The organism is Ectobacillus sp. JY-23 (assembly GCF_023022965.1).
Taxonomy (GTDB): Bacteria; Bacillota; Bacilli; order Bacillales; family Bacillaceae_G; genus Ectobacillus.
On the sequence record NZ_CP095462.1, the window covers coordinates 3,208,617 to 3,226,885 of the forward strand.

Genomic DNA, 18,269 nt, shown 5'->3' on the forward strand with positions numbered 1-18,269 from the left:
CATGTAACTCTAAAGTCGAAAGAATAGAGAATAACGAACACTCATAAAGGAAAAATCCGAACTAAATCGAATTCTGTGTAGAGAATTCCGACTAATAGTTCGGATTTTTCTTTGGCTAAAACCTTTTGTCCCAGACTCTTTATTTTTTGCTTGCGAAAGAAAACGCTAAGGCAGCGACTAAAATGCTTCCTTTAATAATATCTTGTGCATAGTAGGGTACATTCATCATGGTCAAGCCGTTTAAAATAATACCGATTAAAACTGATCCAAGTAATGTCCCAATTATATTTGGCTTTTTGGCTCCAAATATGGCGTAGCCAATATATGCAGCTGCTACTGCATCCATAAGCAATGGTCCACCAGCCGATACTTGCCCCGTTCCAATTCGACTTGTAAGTACAATCCCACCGATAGATGCAAATAAACCACTGATGCCATATGCATAAAAACGATAGCGATTTGTTGGAATCCCAGCTAACCGTGCAGCTTCTCGATTGCTTCCTGTCATGTAAAACATGCGTCCATACGTTGTTTTCTCTAAAAATATATAAGTAATCACAGCTGCAAGTAACATGATAACAACCGGTACAGGAATACCGAGAACAGAACCTTGACCAATAAAGAGAAAGGAAGGAATAAAGCGTCCAGTGGCGCCTGTCATGCCTTCATATATAGAAGATCCTTTTGTGAGTGTTAATTGTAATCCGTTGATGATGTACATCACGCTGAGTGTTGCTAGTAAATCAGGTAGTTTAATGCGTACAACAAGAAAGGCGTTGAGCAGCCCAACGAGAAGCCCGCATAGCAATGGGATGAGGAGTGCTACCAGCAGCTCCTGTCGGTACAGCACAAGAGCTGCTGCACTTGTGACAGTAGCCAAGCTGGCAGTCGCACCAACAGACAGATCAAAGCCATCTACCACAAGGGTAAATGTAACACCAATTGCTAACAGTGTGACAATAGAGATAGAACGCAAAATATCACTCACATTCTGATAAGTCAAAAACGATTCATTCATAAAAGCAAAAAAGGCTGTAACAGCAAGAATTATGCCGATTGTTCCAAATTTATAAAGACCTTGTTTCATAATAGGTTCTTTAGACAGTTTGGTTTGAATGGATACTGTCAATGATTTCTCCTCCTTCTGCTAACCGTAGCAGTTCTGCTGCATCGGTCTCTCGCGGCAATACTTCGGTAATGATTTCACCTTTACACATGATAAGAATGCGATCAGCAATTTGCAGTGCTTCATCTTGTTCTGCAGTGAAATATAAAACACCAGCGCCTTTTTGCGTAGCATCTGAAATAAAGCGGAATACATCTTGTTTTGCTGCCATATCAATGCCTTTTGTAGGTTCATCTAAAATGAAAACCTTAGAGTGGAAACCAGCCCATTTTGCGATAGAAACTTTTTGTTGATTCCCTCCGCTTAAACGGCCAACTTGAAAATGTACGTTTCTTGGTTGAATATTGAATTGTTCACTTATCTTTAGGGCGTGTTCTTCTTCAGATTTTACATGCAAACGTCCTTTACGATGAAGTGACAAATGATTGCTGATACTTTCACTTACGAATAAACCTTGTTTGCGTCGTTCTTCTGGTACAAGTGCTATACCTGCACGAATAGCATCAGAGGGGTTACGGAAGCGTTGCTTCGTTCCATTGATAGTAACCTGAACGGGCTCACGGGCACCAAATAATGTTTCAGCTACATCAGATTTACCGCTGCCCAAAAGTCCATAGATGACTACGACCTCTCCTTTTTTGACGTGAAGTGCATGATGCTCGAATAGATTCTCCGCTGTTGTTAAATCCTTTTCCAAGCGTTTCGCGGGTTTTACCTCACCAGCTATTGCGGTAACAATATCTTTATCTGTCATAGTAGCAGGAGAAGCAGTACAAACTACCTGCCCATTACGCAGGAGTGTCATTTTATCTGCTAGCTGTCTAATTTCGGATAAACGATGCGATACAAGAAGAATACCAACACCCTGTTTCTTCAATGAATGAATTAGCTCTAATAAATGTTGTGCTTCTTTTGGACCGAGAGCTGAGGTAGGTTCATCCAACAATAAAAATTGGACATCATCAGATAGTGCCCTGGCAATTAAAATGAGCTGCTTTTCATAAAGTGAACATTGTGAGATGGGTTGTTTGACATTCAGATTCAGTCCCACCCGTTTTAGTAAGCGCGCTGCTTCTTGTTCCTTTGCTTTTTTTGAAAAATAAATTCGCTTTTCGCGCACAATTTGATTCAGTAGTACGTTTTCCAGTACAGATAGCTCTGACATAAGAGCATAGTCTACTTCCTGTGCTACAAATGCAATACCTTTTTCATGCGCCTGTCTGGGTGATTGGAAGGAAACTTCTTTATTATCCAAATGGATAGCACCGGAAAGGGGCGAGAAATCGCCCGCTAGCATCCGTAAAATCGTGCTTTTCCCAGCGCCGTTCATACCAAGCAGAGTATGAATGGTTCCACGTTCAATCGTAAACGTAATATCTGTAACGACAGGCACGTTTGTATAACTGTGAGTAATGTGCCGTAATGCTAAACTCATTATTGCTTCTCCTTTTCCAGCTTGCTCATCCAAGGAGAATAAGCTGCTTGAGAAGCGCCCCAGCCCGGAATATGTTTTTCTAGGCCATCCATTGTCACACCCTCAGCAGGTAGCTGATTTTTCTTCACTAGGTATGGCTCTAAACTATATACTTCAGGTGTGTCTTCTCCAGCAGCCTTTTGATATAGAAAGCGAGCTTGAATTTTACCCACTTCGGCTGGATCAGTTGCTGCTGTAGCTGTCCAAGGAGAATTCTCTTTTTGGATAAGCTGCAAGTCTTCATTGCTTAAGTCAATTCCATACACCTTAATATCGGTTCGGCCAGCCTGCTCCAGAGCTTTAACGGCACCTTTGGCGAATTCGTCCCACGTGGCAAAGATAGCATCAAGATCGCCTTTTTTTGGATATTTTTTCAGCAGTGCTTCTACTTGTGTCTGTGTGTCTAAAGCTGTATTGTTAGAAGCTGTTCCAAACCGTGCAACTTCTTTGATGTTCGGATAACGTTTATAAAATGCATCAATCATTGTGCTGCGTCTTTCCATTGGAGCAAAACCGCCTACCCAAAGTACTGCGATTTCACCAGTCCCGTTCAAGTCTTCGGCTAATGTTTTTAGCGATTTCCATGCTAAGCTGTAGTCATCTTGGTCAATGACAGTAACACCTGGTAAGCGCAAATCGTTATCAAATGCAACAACAGGAATGTTTGCAGCCAAAGCTTTTTCCACACCGTTTTTCAAGGCCTCCGAGCGACCATGATCAATCAAGATACCGTCTACCTTAGCATTGATCGCTGTATCTAAGTTTGCAGCCATTTTGGCTAAGTCATTATCCGAGTTATATACCTGTACGGTACCACCGAATGCTTCTACTTGTTTTTTGACTCCTTCGATATATTGTGATGAAAAAGTACCAATTGACATTTGCATAATTAAAGCAATTTTTAACGGCTTTTGTACTTTGACAGGAATCTCTGTATTGGTAGGTACTGTCTCTTTCTGCTCTTGTTTGGTAGCAGTTTGTTTTTGCACTGTTGCGGCATTCTGCTCGTTTGTGCACGCTCCAAGTGCCAATACGGATGTAAGTAAGACTGCTTTTGTCCATTTTTTCATTTTTGTTTTCCTCCTGATTTATCAAGAACGGTGCAGACGCAAAAAGCCGCCTTTACACAAGAAAAGGCGGCGTCGCTGATTGCTTTCAGCTCTTATCCCTCAGCACGTTATGCGCTGCAAGAATTAGCACCGTGCCCATAAATGGGTCGGTTGCCGGGCTTCGTAGGGCTTGTCCCTCCACCTGCTCTTGATAAGAAATTTGATATGAAACTGTTTTAAATTATCTGTCTTTTCTTTTTATCTGTCAATAGTTTTTTAGGATATAGTTCATTACGGTTACATGTAGCCCAGAAAAATTCGGATTTTATATAGCTATTGGATAAAAGAAATAGTAAAAAGGCCGCAATGTGCGGCCTTTCAATTAGTGAGGTAAAAACACCAGTTGATACAAGAACAATACAGCGAACATATACACTAGCGGATGTACTGCACGGAATTTTCCTTTTACAACCTTCATAAGTGGATAAGAGATAAAACCAAGAGCGATACCTGTTGCGATGCTAGATGTCAGCGGCATGCTAAGAATAACTAAGAACGCCGGGAATGCTTCATCAAATTCATTCCACTCAATATGACGAACAGCGCCCATCATTAAGCAGCCCACGATAATGAGTGATGGTGATGTAATCGCTGCAACGCCAGATACAGCACCAACTAGCGGACTGAATAAAGCGGCTACTGCAAAAAGAGCGGCAACAACAAGTGCAGTCAAACCTGTACGTCCACCTGCAGCAACGCCAGCAGAGGACTCAATATATGCAGTTGTTGGGCTTGTACCGAACATAGCACCAACAGTTGTTGAAATAGAGTCGGAAATCATGGCACGTCCGCCGTTCGGCAACTTACCATTCTTTACAAGACCAGCTTGCTGTGCTACACCAAGAAGCGTACCAGTTGTATCAAACAATGTAACAAGTAAGAATGAAAACACAACGCCGTATAGCCCATATTGAATTACATCAGAAATGGCTGTGATTGGATTTGCAACAATAATACCCTCTGGTAATTGTGGCAGTGACATTACGCCTTTTGTAAAGGATAATTGCTTTGTGAAGTACGCGATAATACCTGTAATTAGCATTCCGATAAACAACGCGCCTCGAACGTTAAGGGACATTAACATAATAGTTACTGCAAGACCCACCAATGCCAAAATAACAGGAGCGGAGTGTAAGTCTCCAAGGCCAACCAGATTGGAAGGATGCTTTGTAATAATACCAGTTAAACGAAGACCAATAAAAGCTATGAACAAGCCAATACCAGCTGTAATTGCATGCTTTAAATTTTCAGGAATAGCTTCCATTAGTTTTGTACGAAATTTTGTTAAAGACAATACAAGAAAAATCATACCAGTGACGAATACTGCAGAAAATGCAATTGCAAATGTTACCTCTTCATGCGCTTTTACAACAGAATAAGCAAAGTAGGCATTTAATCCCATACCCGGTGCAATTGCAATTGGCATATTAGCAAAAAAAGCCATACATAGTGTACCGACAACTGCTGCAATTACTGTCGCTGTAAAACCTTGCTGAAACGGCACACCCGCATCCGCTAAAATAACGGGGTTTACGATAATGATATATGCCATTGTTAAAAAGGTTGTAAGACCTGCAATAATTTCTGTTTTTACAGATGATTTATGCTCTGATAAATTAAACATACTTGTAACCTTCCTTTTTTACGAATAATAATCACAACAGTTATATATATTATTCGGTAATGTTTGATTTGGCAAGAGTTTTTTTGGAAAATCGAATGTTTTTTATTGTTTATATAGGTATCGTTAAGAAATTAATGGATTTTAGCGGTAGCATAGCTTCTTTTTGTTTGTGTATAACGTCTTCTTTACCTATTATGTACAATCCTTTTATATTTTGACTCCTTATGTACATTCTATATAAATGAGCAAAGCTTGTATAAGTTTACGTAATAGAAGGGAGTAAAGAACAATGGCGAATAAGAAGCAGATTCAAGCACCGCAGCATCAACAAAAGCAACCAGGTATTGAATCTTTGATGAATCCCCTGCCGAAGTTTGATCAGGGGTATAAAGGTTCAGGGAAATTACAGGGAAAGTGTGCGTTGATTACAGGTGGAGATAGCGGTATTGGTCGAGCTGTGGCAGTAGCGTTTGCTAAAGAAGGAGCGCATGTTGCGATTGCTTATTTAGATGAGCATGAAGATGCAAATGAAACAAAGCGTATTGTGGAGAGTCAAGGTGTGAAATGTTTGTTGCTGGCAGGCGATTTAAGTGAGGAGACACAATGTAAAGATATAGTAGCACAAACAGTAGCGCAATTAGGTGGTCTTAATGTGCTTGTAAATAACATTGCCCAGCACTATCCGTGTCAAAATTTGCTTGAACTTACTGCTGATCAATGGGAGAAAACCTTTAAAATTAACGTTTTTTCCTATTTTTGTACAACCAAAGCGGCCCTGCCGCACATGAAAGCAGGAGACACTATTATTAATACAACTTCTATTACTGCTTATGAGGGAAACGAACAGCTTTTGGATTATTCTTCTACAAAGGGAGCAATTGTTACATTTACAAAATCATTGGCAAAATCTCTTATGCAACAAGGAATTCGCGTGAATGGTGTTGCACCTGGTCCAATATGGACCCCACTTATTCCAGCGAGTTTTGACAGCAAAAAGGTGTCTGAATTTGGGAGCGATTCACCGATGGGACGGCCAGGTCAACCTTATGAGCTGGCACCAGCTTATGTATATTTGGCCTCAGCCGATTCTTCTTATGTATCGGGGCAGATGTTGCATGTCAACGGTGGGACCATTATTGGGTAAGCTAGGGATGAAGAAGTTGAGGGTTCTATTCATATTGATTATGGTACTGCTTTTACCTATAGAAGTACGAGCGGCACTTCCAGATCATCTGATTTTAATTAACATTGAGACAAACCAACTATCGTATTTTGAGAACGGCAATTATATACGAACGTTTCCTGTTTCAACAGGTAAAAAGGAAACACCTACACCGGAAGGAAAATTTTTAATTGCTAATAAATATAAGAATAAGAAATATCACCGGAAGAAGATTGAAGGCGGTGCTTGGAACAACCCTCTTGGTACAAGGTGGATGGGACTTAATTACAAAGAATATGGTATTCATGGTACCAATAAAGAACATTCTGTAGGCACATACGAATCAAATGGATGCATTCGCATGAATGATCGTAACATTCAATGGCTGTATGATAGAGTGCCGCTACATACACGGGTAATCATTAAACGATTTTATATTTCGCCTGAAATGATGGCTCATACGATGGGGTATCGTGTAACGAGTTGGAGCGGAAAACAAGTACAATCTCATCAAATTGGGAGAATACGCTTGATAGATCGTACAATGTTATATTGGCGAGATTTAAACGGAACGTATTATCCAATCAAACAGGTTATGCCAAATGAAACGTACGCAGTTTTCTCACATGATGGTGCTGGCACATATCATATTGGGAGTGGATTTTATATTATTGACAAAGTACAAGAAGATAGTGTTTATGAGCAAATCCCAAACCATATTCTTGTTAATCAATATAAAAGAAAACAAGGCGTCCTGTGACACCTTGTTTTTTTGCGAAGCTGATTTTTTTGTTATGGTCGATTTTTTTCAAACCACTGTTTAAATGTATCTTTTTCTTGTTCGCCTTCAATACGATCTACTTCTTGCCCATCTTTGAAATGGATTACAGTTGGTGTTCCGGTAATCTTATAGCTGTCCCAACCTGCTTGATATTTTTGAAGGTCAATCACTTTCATATCAATACCCATGTCTTTTGTCATCGGTACAATTACCGGTGAGACACGTGCGCAATGCACGCAGGATGTTTGATAAAAATAAACAATTGAATCTTTTTTGTCTTTGACCAGCTTGTCCAATTCGTTTAATGAAACAGAATTTTGATAGTACTCAGCTTTGCTGTCAGATTTTTTCTCTTGTGTAGATACAAATGCAATGGCACCGAGTAAAACGACAAGAATTAGTGTAAAGATAATCATTTTTTTCATGCTTTGAAAGCTCCTTTTCTTAGTATAAATCCACTGGTAACTGCAACAATGATAAAAGCGATAAGAGCTAGGAAGGGAATCGTGACAAAACCGAACCAATTAATGTAATCCCCCGTACAAGGAACACGACCGCAAGAGGCGCCAGCTTCTGATAAAGCAGGAATTTTTTGCAACGCATAATGATACATGGAAAAACAAGCACCAATGGATGCAAGCGGCAGTGTATAAACGGCAATTTTATAATCTTTGCGAATTATAGCTATGCCGAGAAGTAAAATGAGCGGGTACATTAAAATGCGTTGATACCAGCATAGTGTACAAGGTTCATATTTCATAATCTCAGAAAAATATAAGCTCCCTAAAGTTGCCGTTAAAGAAGCAGCCCAAGCCGTGAACAGCGCATACTCTAATTTTTTTTCAGTCGTCATGCAGGTTTCCCTCTTTTCTACTGTTACTAACTAAATTATAGTACGAGTCATTTCTTATGTAAAATGTATTTGCTGTGAATTTTGATAATAGAAATTATTTCCCTTGACTACTAGCATCGCGTAGAAAATGATATGATAATACACGAATGTTCTTTACATACAGTCAGAACAAATTTTATTTGCAGGATTAAATATAATTCTTGTCGAATTATTGCACAGGAAATAGCATTCTGACTCAATAAGACTTCAAGGTGGGAGAGGATAAACGTGAATTGGAAAACAACTTATGAACGCTGGGCAAACGCTCCGCAACTAGCTGAGGATGTAAAACAAGATTTAATTCGCGTCAGCGAAAATGAAAAAGAATTAGAGGATTGCTTTTACAAAAATCTAGAATTTGGTACGGGCGGTATGCGCGGTGAAATTGGACCGGGAACCAACCGAATGAATATATACACGGTACGTAAAGCATCAGAAGGGTTAGGACGTTTTATCGAGTCTTTTGGAGAAGAGGCAAAGCGTCGCGGCGTAGCAATTGCGTATGATTCTCGCCATAAATCTCCGGAATTTGCGATGGAAGCTGCAAAAACTTTAGCTTCACGCGGTATTCAAACATATGTGTTTGAGGAGCTCCGCCCAACACCGCAGTTGTCCTTTGCACTACGTACGCTTGGCGCTTTTTCAGGAATTGTCGTAACAGCAAGTCATAATCCGCCTGAGTACAACGGCTATAAAGTATATGGTGAAGACGGAGGTCAATTGCCGCCAAAAGAAGCAGATATGGTGATTGATTATGTAAATGCTGTTGAGAATGAATTAGACCTTGCTGTGGAAGCCGAAGAAGTTTTAAAAGAAAAAGGACTCATTAAAATGATTGGCGAAGAGATGGATGAAAAGTATGTAGAAATGTTAAAAACAATTTCTGTTAACCCTGAACTTGCTGATGATGAACTGAAAATTGTATTTTCTCCATTACATGGAACAGCTAACAAGCCAGTACGTAAGGCTTTGGCTGCACTTGGCTACACCAATGTGACTGTAGTGGCCGAGCAGGAATTACCTGATCCGAATTTTTCTACTGTTACATCACCAAATCCGGAAGAGCACGAGGCTTTTACTTTAGCGATTGAATACGGAACCAAAATTAATGCTGATATTCTTGTGGCAACAGATCCAGACGCAGATCGCTTAGGTGTAGCTGTTAAGAATACAAATGGTGAGTATATTGTGTTAACGGGAAATCAAACAGGGGCTATTTTACTTGAGTACTTGCTTTCTCAGAAAAAAGCAAAAGGTATCTTACCTGCAAACGGTATTGTATTAAAAACCATTGTTACGTCAGAGATTGGGCGTGCTGTAGCTAGCGCTTATGGTTTACAAACTCTTGATACGTTAACAGGATTTAAATTTATTGGTGAAAAAATTAAGGAATATGAAACAACAGGTGAGTATACATTCCAGTTCGGATATGAGGAAAGCTACGGTTATCTTATCGGAGATTTTGTACGCGATAAAGATGCAGTACAAGCAACGCTGTTTGCGATTGAAGCTGCAGCCTACTATAAAAAACGCGGCATGACTTTATATGAAGGATTGCTTGAAATTTTTGAGAAGTATGGTTTTTACCGTGAAGGTTTAAAATCCTTAACTTTAAAAGGAAAAGACGGTGCAGAGCAAATCGCAAACCTGCTGTCTTCTTTCCGTCAACAGCCGCCTGTTGAGTTTGCAGGACTTCGCGTTACAAAGGCGGAGGACTATAAAACAAGTGTCAGCACAGATATCAATGGCGATACAGAAGAAATTCAATTGCCAAAATCAAATGTATTAAAATATTTCTTGGAAGATGGTTCATGGGTATGCTTACGCCCTTCTGGAACAGAACCGAAAGTGAAGTTTTACTTCGGTGTGAAAGGTACAAGCCTAGAAAACAGCGAGGTAAAGCTTGCGGACATTTCTGAATCATTCATGGAACAAGTAAATGCACGACTATAAAAAAAACAAGGCCAAGGCCTTGTTTTTTTATTTGGTCGGTTCGTTTACTGGCTTTGGCTCATCAATGATAAACTCCTTTAATGCAGACCTATTTTTAGCAAAATCCAGCTCCAGTACAGCACCTGCGTGTTTGTAGGTTTTATCCTGATAGCCAGCTTGTACAGGAATACGCATGGTTTGCACTTCGGCAATTGGATTAAGTAACATGCTTCCGCCGATTGATAAAATAGTTTGTGTACTCATGTCAGTTTCTACATATTTCATTAACTCTTGTCCCATGCCAGGTAGTTTGAACATGCCATCTAACGAGCTTGCCTTATTAGCGAATTCATCTTTTAAGGCATTTAAAACTTGCTGCTGTCTTTGGACACGTCCGAAATCACTTTCTGCATCATGACGGAATCTGGCATAAGAGAGCAGTTCCCGCCCGTGCAAACGCTGACGACCAGGTGTCAGCTTCAAACCCATATCATCAATAAGGCGCTGTGGGACATCCACCTCAATGCCTTCAGGTGCAACAGCATCCACAATTTTTACAAACCCTTCAAAATCAATCGTGACATAGTGCTGTACGTCAATTCCGAAATTTTCCTTAATGGTTTGACGAAGCAATTCTGGGCCACCTAGATAATAGGCAGTATTAATTTTATTATAACCTTTCGCATAAGAAGGAATTTTAACATAACTATCCCTCATAATAGACACCAGCTTTGCTTTTTGATGCTTCGGATCGTATTGTGCGACCATAATGGCATCAGAACGTGAGTGTTTTTCACCCCTAGAGTCGACACCGAGAACTAAGATATTGATGCGGCCATTTTCATCTTTTACGCCATAAAAAGGTGCATGCTTAACAGGAGTATCACCGATTGGTTCTTGTTTTCCAGTGTTTCCTTGTGACTGACAACCAACTATACATATCGCTATAAGGAGAATGAATAATCGCTTCAAATTATCACATCCTAATACATTTACATTTAGTATGAGCCGTAGAAAGGAAAATATACAAAAAAGGGATTCGCTATGCGAATCCCTACATGTTTACATTTGTACTTGTTCGTGCTGATATGCTTCGTACGCCTTTTGTGTTGCATGGTCGATATACTGAAACATAAGCTGCAGTTGCTTATCGACCTCGGCCAAATCTTTTGCATACTTATAAGCGTGCATAAAATGCTCTATTCGTTTTGAAAACACTTCATCTTTGGTTTGTACCATTAAAATGAGTAGTTGATCCCAATTGCAGCAGTACGTATAGTACAGCGCTTTGTCATAATCAGTGTAGCCCTCTGTCATCTGTATATTCATCACAAGCCCTCCTTGCTTGAGGAGTTGAGATTAGTGTGTGACAATCAGAGAAAATTAAGCCTGAAAGAATTTGTTAGCAAATTGTTATATAAAATGCCGAAAAAGTATGTTTAGATAGAAGTAAACAGAAATTACGATTGAGGTGTTTTCTTTGCAGTCAAGGCTAGAGCATTACATAGATGAGCGTGCTGTTCAAGTATGGCGTTTAACCGCCATTGTGATAAATGTTGTAATAGTTACCATATATGGCGCTGTTTTTCTTATATTTCCTTTGTTTCGCGATATGACAATGCTACATATAGGACTTGTGATTACCTTATTTATACATATATTATTCACAGTCTTTATCTTTCCAAGGCTACGTTGGCAACGATGGCGTTATGCGATTCAAACGCAAGAGATTGATTTGCAACATGGTGTGTTCATAACAAAAAAAACATTAGTGCCAATGATTCGCGTTCAGCATGTAGATGTACGCCAAGGGCCTTTTTTACGTAAGTACGGACTGGCTGCTGTAGAAATTACAACGGCTGCAACTACGCACGAAATTCCGGCCGTAGCGGTGGAAGAGGCAGAACGTCTTCGCAATCAACTATCGGCGCTAGCAAGGGTGGCGACAGAAGATGTATAAAAAAAAGTTACATCCTATTGCAATTGCATTTACCATATGTAAGTACACATGGAGTTTATTTCCGTTATGTACAATTGTTTTAGTAAACTTCAGCAAATCTTTTCCCTTTTCAACGTTTGTGAATACAATGGTACTAATCGGCTTGTTTTTAGTAGGAATTGCAATTTCTTCCTTCATAAGCTGGAAAACCTTCACGTATACGTTAGATAGGACAAGTCTCATTATTGAACATGGTTTACTGTTTCGCAGTAAACGCTCTATTCCGATTGAGCGAATTCAATCGACAAACGAACAAGAAAACATATTGCATAGATGGTTTGGACTCGTGCAGCTGCAAATAGAGACCGCAGGAGGAGGGGGACCTGAACTTGTTTTAAAAGCGATTTCGAAAGAAGAGGCCAATCACTTACGAAGCATTTTTACGGTACACTCACATGCAACAGAGGAAGAGTTGTCTTCCTATATGCGTACTTTATCACCAACACATCTGTTACTGTATGCTATCACTTCAGGTACGGTAGGTATTGTTCTTTCAGCTGTTGCTGGTTTGTATACAGAATTTGGTGATTATATCATCATTCCGCTCAAATTATCTGACTTATATACACATCAACCGTTATTTTATGTAGGATTTTTACTGTTTTCTGTGTTTATTATGTGGATTATTGGTATTCTAATTGTATATCAAAAATATTATGATTTCCGACTGATTAGACAAGATGAAAACCTCATTATAACTCGAGGTCTATTCCACAAGCAGAAGATGATACTTCCGCTTGGGCGCATACAAGCGGTAAAAATTGAAGAGAATATTATAAGACAATGCTTTGGATTTGCTTCGGTTCGTTTAATCAGCGCTGGTGCAGATGAGGGAGAGGACAGTAAAATCGTCAGCTTTCCGCTTGTAAAAATAAAGGAGCTACCTTTCTTATTCAAGCATTTCTTACCTGATTTTGAGATACAAACTGCATTGCAGCGCCTTCCGCAACGAGCACGTAGACGGTACATATTTCGTACGATACTTCCCGTTTTACTACTATCTATTACCGCCTATTTTCTTACATTTATAAAGTATATACTACCTGTTCTCTACTTACTTGGACTTTGGCTCGGTTATAGAAGATATAAAGATGCAGGCTGGATGATAACTAATCAGCAAATTATATTTCGTACTCGTTTCCTCGGACGTACGACTGTTATAATAAAGCGACATCGTATTCAATCGCTCACTGTTCAAAAAACAATGGTACAAGAACCAACTAGCTTATGCACCATAAAGGTATATGTAAAAGCAGGTGCTGCTTACAATACTTTTTCATTAGTGGATGTAGATGAAAGTACAGGTACATCTGTACGTAAATGGTATTCGTATAAAAAAGAACCTACTGTATTCTCTTATATGAAAAACGGATGACGGTTCCGCTAAGCGGACCTTTTTTGTTTGACCGAAATAATAGTGAGAATAACCGAAAAGTGGCTGAATTCCTAGATAAAACAACAAATTAATCAGTCATGAACCCTCTTTCTCATGAAATGCTCGTTTGCTTCATACATTGAAGTAACGGAGAAAAGGGGGGAATGGTGTGAAAGCGGAAGATTATAAAGCACTGGAATATGCAATTGATGAAATTACAGAAATTGCAGAAGGGTTTGGCTTGGACTTTTATCCTATGCGCTATGAAATTTGCCCTGCCGATATTATTTATACATTCGGCGCCTACGGCATGCCAACACGCTTTTCACATTGGAGCTTTGGTAAGCAATTTCATAAAATGAAGCTGCATTATGATTTAGGATTAAGTAAAATTTACGAACTTGTAATTAATTCAAATCCGTGCTACGCCTTTTTATTGGAAACAAACTCGCTCATTCAAAACAAACTTATCGTCGCACACGTGTTAGCGCACTGTGATTTCTTTAAAAATAATGTGCGTTTTAGTAACACAAAGCGCGATATGGTTGAGAGTATGGCAGCAACAGCCGACCGCGTCAAGCATTATGAGCATGAACACGGCAAGCAGGAAGTGGAAAAATTTTTAGACGCAGTGCTTGCGATCCAAGAGCACATCGATCCGTCACTCATGCGTTCTAAGCTTGCTTGGACTCTTGAAGAGCTTGAAGAAGAGGAAGAAACAAAATCCTCAAGCCCATATGACGATTTATGGGACTTAGATCAGCGCAATAAAAAGAGAGATGAACCGAAAGTAAAACGAAAAAAGAAATTCCCACCGCAGCCTGAAAAGGATATCTTGCTCTTTATTGAACAATATGCACGAGACTTGGAGGACTGGCAGCGTGATATTCTCACAATGATGCGTGAGGAAATGCTGTATTTCTGGCCGCAGCTGGAGACAAAAATCATGAACGAAGGCTGGGCGAGCTACTGGCATCAGCGCATTATCCGCGAAATGGATTTAACCTCAGATGAAGCAGTCGAATTCGCAAAGTTAAACGCAGGTGTTGTTCAGCCATCGAAAACAAGTATCAATCCGTACTATTTGGGATTGAAAATCTTTGAGGATATCGAAGAACGCTACAACAACCCAAGCGAGAAAATGAAGAAGGATGGAGTCAAACCAGGTTCAGGACGTGAACGGATGTTTGAGGCCAGGGAGATTGAATCTGACATTTCATTTCTGCGCAACTACCTCAACAAAGACCTTGTCATGCGTGAAGATATGTATCTCTTCCAGAAGCAAGGTAAGGATTATAAAATCGTTGATAAGTCGTGGGAGCATGTGCGCGATCAGCTCGTGAGCATGCGTGTAAACGGCGGATTTCCATACATTACTGTGAATGACGGCGATTATTTGAAAAATGGCGAGCTGTATTTGAAGCATTGGTTTGAGGGGATTGAACTGGATGTGAAGTATTTGGAGAAGGTCATTCCGTATGTGCAGCAGCTGTGGGGGCGTACGGTGCATATGGAGACGACGATTGAGAATAAGTCGGTGCTGTTTACGTTTGATGGGAAGATGTCGCATCGGAAGTATTTGTAGGAGGGGGCTGCCAAGGGGACTTGGCAGCTTTTGTTTTGGGGTTTTTATACAAAAGTGATATAAAACTACTGTACAATACAAGTTGTGTACATACAAATAATGGATACGAAAAAGGGGAGAAACGAGTGCGTATTCAAATTACACCAAAGCGGGTAGAGGCAACTGCGGACATGATTGTAAAAGCAAAGAATGAATAGCAAGCAATTACGAATAGATTGCAAACCTCTATTTTTCATTTACAGACAGCATGGATGGGGACAACACAACAAGCGTTCTTTTCGGACTTCTTTCAAGCAAAGCGAATAATGCATGACTGTGTTAAAAACTTAAATGAAGTAGAATGGGAATTGAGGCAAATTGCCAAGAAATTTCGTGAAGCAGATGGAAAAAGCATTTGGTGAGTATAATTCGCTCGAAAAGATATGGGACGGTATCTGGAAAGGTTCTGGAAAAGTAGTAGGAGACGCTATTGAAGGGATAAAAAGTGAACTTCACGAGGCAAAGGATTTTCTAGAAAATCCTTTGGGAACATGGAATAATGCAAACCAAACTTTACATGATACCGTTGAAGATCCAATAGGAACGCTTGAGAATATGGCGGATTATTCTGTCGAAAAGTTAAAAGCAGTATGGAATGTTTTATCTGATTCATACATACGGGATGTTATATATGGGGATCTAGAAAGCCGTTCTGCATGGGTTACATATGATTTAACTACTTTGGGAACGGCATTGATTGGAACAAAAGGTGCAGGTATGATCCAGAATGGAATAAGTATGGCAGAAAAATTTCCACTTTCGTTACCCGAAATCAACAATAATTGTATGCAACCCGCCTATAAGGGAGGTTCCTATCTTCAAAGTGAAGCAAAGGATACAGATTTATGGACTCAACATGATGCAAATGATGAAGGAATAAGTCATAATGAGTCCATAAATATTGGGAACCAAGCGACAGAGAATCATTTTGTTTTTAGCATGAATGCTGATGAGGTGAAAGAAACTCTCACGAATATGATAAAAAATGGTGAAATTCATATCAATGATTTAAAAACAATGATACCTGAAGGGGTTAAAAACAGTTTCATTCCATCTGATACAATAGCAGAAGGATTTAAATATAAAATTGAAATTAGTGAGTCAAAGTTAGAAGTGAAAGGACATTCAATAGATTTAGAAGCAGCGGCTAAGTTTCCAGATTCTAACTCAGGTAATGGGTGGACTGGACAAATAAAAATAGGCAGAAAGTTATTAGGTGCGGATGGACAGTTTTATAGAAAACCAAATAATTTAACACATATATCAATAAACATGGAGTGATTGCTATGTTAGATAAGTTGAGTCAATTGCCTGATAAGGTATCGGCAGAGGAATTAAAAGAGCTCTTTAACTCTTTCTTAGATTACATAGAGAAGGAAGAACAACAAGATGCAATGGGAATTTCTGAGGTTTTATTGGAATTAGCTGATAAGCAATGGCATACTTACAAAATTTTAGATGAAGTAACTAAGAACAGAATTGAGAAATGGATTTTTCAAAATTGGAATACAAGTTCTGCTGATTTAGTAGATGTCATCCTTTCAATAATTGGCTATTTAGGACTTGAAGAGAATTACAAAATGGTTAAACAAGAATTGGATAAGTCTATACAACCTGAGGTTCGTAAAATGATAATGGATGCCATAGAGGAATACGGTGAGAGTGTATCTGACCCATACTCAGGAATGAAATAACATTTATCAACAGGGCTAGCGTTATGATATAGGTAAGAAGGTTTAGAAAAAGCACCTTTGCGGAACGAAGATGGGGCGAGCTACTGACATCAGCGCATTATCCGTGAAATGGATTTGACATCCGATGAAGCAATTGAATTTGCTAAACTCAACGCAGGTGTTGTCCAGCCAGGTTCAGGACGTGAACGGATGTTTGAAGCGCGTGAAATTGACTCGGATATCTCCTTTTTGCTGAACAAAGACCTTGTTATGCGTGAGGATGTGTATCTGTTCCAAAAACAGGGTAAGGATTATAAAATTGTGGATAAATCATGGGAAAAAGTGCGCGATCAGCTCGTAAGCATGCTTGTAAATGGCGGCTTTCCATACATCACTGTCAATGACGGCGATTATTTGAAAAACGGCGAGCTGTATTTAAAGCATTGGTTTGAGGGAATTGAGCTTGACGTGAAGTATTTGGAGAAGGTCATTCCGTATATGCAGCAGCTGTGGGGGCGTACGGTGCATATGGAGACAGTGATTGAGAATAAATCGGTGCTGTTTACGTTTGACGGGAAGATGTCGCATCGGAAGTATTTGTATAGCTGCTGAGGATTCAGCAGCTTTTTTGTTAGGAACTTTAACTATCGTGTAACGCATATATGGATTGTTTTATAAAATACTTTCTTTGAGAGAGTAGTTTGTATGACTAACTTTTCATATTGATAACTTATGTAAATCTTATATATATGAATATACAAAATTTTGAAGGGTATCCAGCGTTCTACTTGAGATGCTTAAGATTATTTATTGAACTTCTCCGGAAACTGCTTCACAACTCCTGCAGAGATAGTATCTGCCATTAAGATTATATGTGAGACCCCTTCATCAATCGCAATAATTCTTGCCTTCCAATCTTTTGCTAAGCTTGCAGATAGGTCATTTGTTACCAACTTTAGATGCATATACAGCAATTTTTTTAGATTTTCATTTTTCAAGTAAGGATTGGTACCGCTAAGGAACGCCGCTATATCATCAGCATTTCTATACCACTCTTTGCTTAGCTGATTCACCAAGGGTTTCTTTCCTGTTTTAGCCGCATCTACAATCTTGCCGGCAATAACAATGTGTTCCTTAAGCAAATTGGTCAGTTTGTTTCCAGCGTTCTCCCCGTATACAGGTTTTATAGCATTACCAATATCCTCTTGATTTTTCAGTAGCCTTGTTAACACCTGCTTTTGGTCTTCTGCTTCTGCTGTTGCACTTGTAATATAATTACTTGTCCATAATACATGATCAATCCAAAGTCTCCTGAATTCATTTTTGAATCTTACCTCAGATTGGCTAATAGAATGCTCTTGTGTTTCAGCGAAGGCACTAATTGACCCGGCCAGCACGTTTAGTGGAAATAACAAAATAATCCCTATTAATAATAGTTTCTTCATAAATGGCTCCTTTCAAATTAAACAAATATCGCTCTTATTATTTGTATATGGGA

18 protein-coding genes, 1 pseudogene and 1 riboswitch are annotated in these 18,269 nt (G+C 39.4%); of the genes and pseudogenes, 10 read left to right on the forward strand and 9 right to left on the reverse strand.

Translation table 11 applies throughout. The annotated features are described in order from the left end of the window. Window positions 1-139 precede the first annotated feature (139 nt). The 4 genes from MUG87_RS16265 to MUG87_RS16280 all read right to left on the reverse strand — a co-directional run bounded on the left by MUG87_RS16265 (window position 140) and on the right by MUG87_RS16280 (window position 5,333). Window positions 140-1,087 carry an ABC transporter permease gene (locus MUG87_RS16265; RefSeq protein ID WP_247087738.1) on the reverse strand — a complete coding sequence of 316 codons (948 nt, stop codon included), beginning with the start codon at window positions 1,085-1,087 and terminating at the stop codon, window positions 140-142. 10 nt (window positions 1,088-1,097) lie between these two features. Continuing rightward, window positions 1,098-2,564, reverse strand: coding sequence for a sugar ABC transporter ATP-binding protein (locus tag MUG87_RS16270; protein ID WP_368042575.1), 1,467 nt, complete (start codon window positions 2,562-2,564; stop codon window positions 1,098-1,100). Next, window positions 2,561-3,670, reverse strand: coding sequence for a sugar ABC transporter substrate-binding protein (locus MUG87_RS16275; protein WP_247083509.1), 1,110 nt, complete (start codon window positions 3,668-3,670; stop codon window positions 2,561-2,563). Before MUG87_RS16275 ends, MUG87_RS16270 begins: the two co-directional genes overlap by 4 nt. An 89-nt stretch (window positions 3,671-3,759) precedes the next feature. Further along, window positions 3,760-3,867, reverse strand: a riboswitch (SAM riboswitch). A 164-nt stretch (window positions 3,868-4,031) separates the two neighbouring features. Beyond that, window positions 4,032-5,333 carry an NCS2 family permease gene (locus MUG87_RS16280; RefSeq protein ID WP_247083512.1) on the reverse strand — a complete coding sequence of 434 codons (1,302 nt, stop codon included), beginning with the start codon at window positions 5,331-5,333 and terminating at the stop codon, window positions 4,032-4,034. 289 nt (window positions 5,334-5,622) lie between these two features. Here MUG87_RS16280 and MUG87_RS16285 point away from each other — a divergent pair, with 289 nt between their 5' ends. Both MUG87_RS16285 and MUG87_RS16290 read left to right on the forward strand, forming a co-directional pair. Continuing rightward, window positions 5,623-6,477 carry an SDR family oxidoreductase gene (locus MUG87_RS16285; protein ID WP_247083514.1) on the forward strand — a complete coding sequence of 285 codons (855 nt, stop codon included), beginning with the start codon at window positions 5,623-5,625 and terminating at the stop codon, window positions 6,475-6,477. 7 nt (window positions 6,478-6,484) lie between these two features. Further along, complete coding sequence (locus MUG87_RS16290) at window positions 6,485-7,255, forward strand: L,D-transpeptidase (RefSeq protein WP_247087740.1); 771 nt, start codon at window positions 6,485-6,487, stop codon at window positions 7,253-7,255. Between the two features lie 32 nt (window positions 7,256-7,287). Here the strand turns inward: MUG87_RS16290 and MUG87_RS16295 are convergent, their stop codons facing one another. Next, window positions 7,288-7,701: a thioredoxin family protein gene (locus MUG87_RS16295; RefSeq protein ID WP_247083516.1), complete on the reverse strand. Its 414-nt coding sequence runs from the start codon at window positions 7,699-7,701 to the stop codon at window positions 7,288-7,290. Further along, the gene (locus MUG87_RS16300; protein WP_247083519.1) at window positions 7,698-8,129 is read right to left on the reverse strand and encodes a disulfide oxidoreductase; all 432 of its coding nucleotides are present in this window, start codon (window positions 8,127-8,129) and stop codon (window positions 7,698-7,700) included. Before MUG87_RS16300 ends, MUG87_RS16295 begins: the two co-directional genes overlap by 4 nt. A gap of 267 nt (window positions 8,130-8,396) precedes the next feature. On the opposite strand from MUG87_RS16300, the gene MUG87_RS16305 reads away from it, so the two are divergent. After that, window positions 8,397-10,121 carry a phospho-sugar mutase gene (locus tag MUG87_RS16305; RefSeq protein WP_247083521.1) on the forward strand — a complete coding sequence of 575 codons (1,725 nt, stop codon included), beginning with the start codon at window positions 8,397-8,399 and terminating at the stop codon, window positions 10,119-10,121. Between the two features lie 27 nt (window positions 10,122-10,148). Here the strand turns inward: MUG87_RS16305 and MUG87_RS16310 are convergent, their stop codons facing one another. Further along, a complete protein-coding gene (locus MUG87_RS16310) occupies window positions 10,149-11,072 on the reverse strand; it encodes an LCP family protein (RefSeq protein ID WP_247083523.1) in 924 nt (307 codons plus the stop codon). A 90-nt stretch (window positions 11,073-11,162) separates the two neighbouring features. Further along, window positions 11,163-11,417, reverse strand: a complete 255-nt coding sequence (locus MUG87_RS16315) for a YhdB family protein (protein ID WP_247087742.1) — start codon at window positions 11,415-11,417, stop codon at window positions 11,163-11,165. A 163-nt stretch (window positions 11,418-11,580) separates the two neighbouring features. Between MUG87_RS16315 and MUG87_RS16320 the strand changes: the two genes are divergently transcribed. From MUG87_RS16320 to MUG87_RS16350, 7 genes and pseudogenes are all read left to right on the forward strand, one after another. Next, window positions 11,581-12,060 carry a PH domain-containing protein gene (locus tag MUG87_RS16320; RefSeq protein WP_247083525.1) on the forward strand — a complete coding sequence of 160 codons (480 nt, stop codon included), beginning with the start codon at window positions 11,581-11,583 and terminating at the stop codon, window positions 12,058-12,060. Further along, window positions 12,053-13,474 (forward strand): PH domain-containing protein, encoded by a 1,422-nt coding sequence (locus MUG87_RS16325; RefSeq protein ID WP_247083526.1) that lies wholly within the window; start codon window positions 12,053-12,055, stop codon window positions 13,472-13,474. Before MUG87_RS16320 ends, MUG87_RS16325 begins: the two co-directional genes overlap by 8 nt. Before the next feature lie 169 nt (window positions 13,475-13,643). Beyond that, window positions 13,644-15,059 (forward strand): SpoVR family protein, encoded by a 1,416-nt coding sequence (locus MUG87_RS16330; RefSeq protein WP_247083527.1) that lies wholly within the window; start codon window positions 13,644-13,646, stop codon window positions 15,057-15,059. A 20-nt stretch (window positions 15,060-15,079) separates the two neighbouring features. Then, window positions 15,080-15,256 carry a hypothetical protein gene (locus MUG87_RS16335; protein WP_247083528.1) on the forward strand — a complete coding sequence of 59 codons (177 nt, stop codon included), beginning with the start codon at window positions 15,080-15,082 and terminating at the stop codon, window positions 15,254-15,256. Between the two features lie 54 nt (window positions 15,257-15,310). Next, complete coding sequence (locus MUG87_RS19730) at window positions 15,311-15,460, forward strand: WXG100 family type VII secretion target (protein WP_368042544.1); 150 nt, start codon at window positions 15,311-15,313, stop codon at window positions 15,458-15,460. Further along, on the forward strand, window positions 15,432-16,379 hold the full coding sequence (locus MUG87_RS16340; RefSeq protein WP_247083529.1) for a hypothetical protein: 948 nt from the start codon (window positions 15,432-15,434) through the stop codon (window positions 16,377-16,379). The genes MUG87_RS19730 and MUG87_RS16340 overlap by 29 nt, the downstream gene beginning before the upstream one ends. Window positions 16,380-16,711: 332 nt before the next feature. Continuing rightward, window positions 16,712-17,383, forward strand: a pseudogene (locus tag MUG87_RS16350) (SpoVR family protein); the annotation flags it as partial. A gap of 191 nt (window positions 17,384-17,574) precedes the next feature. Here the strand turns inward: MUG87_RS16350 and MUG87_RS16355 are convergent. Then, complete coding sequence (locus MUG87_RS16355; protein WP_247083531.1) at window positions 17,575-18,216, reverse strand: glycosyltransferase; 642 nt, start codon at window positions 18,214-18,216, stop codon at window positions 17,575-17,577. Between the last annotated feature and the right edge of the window lie 53 nt (window positions 18,217-18,269).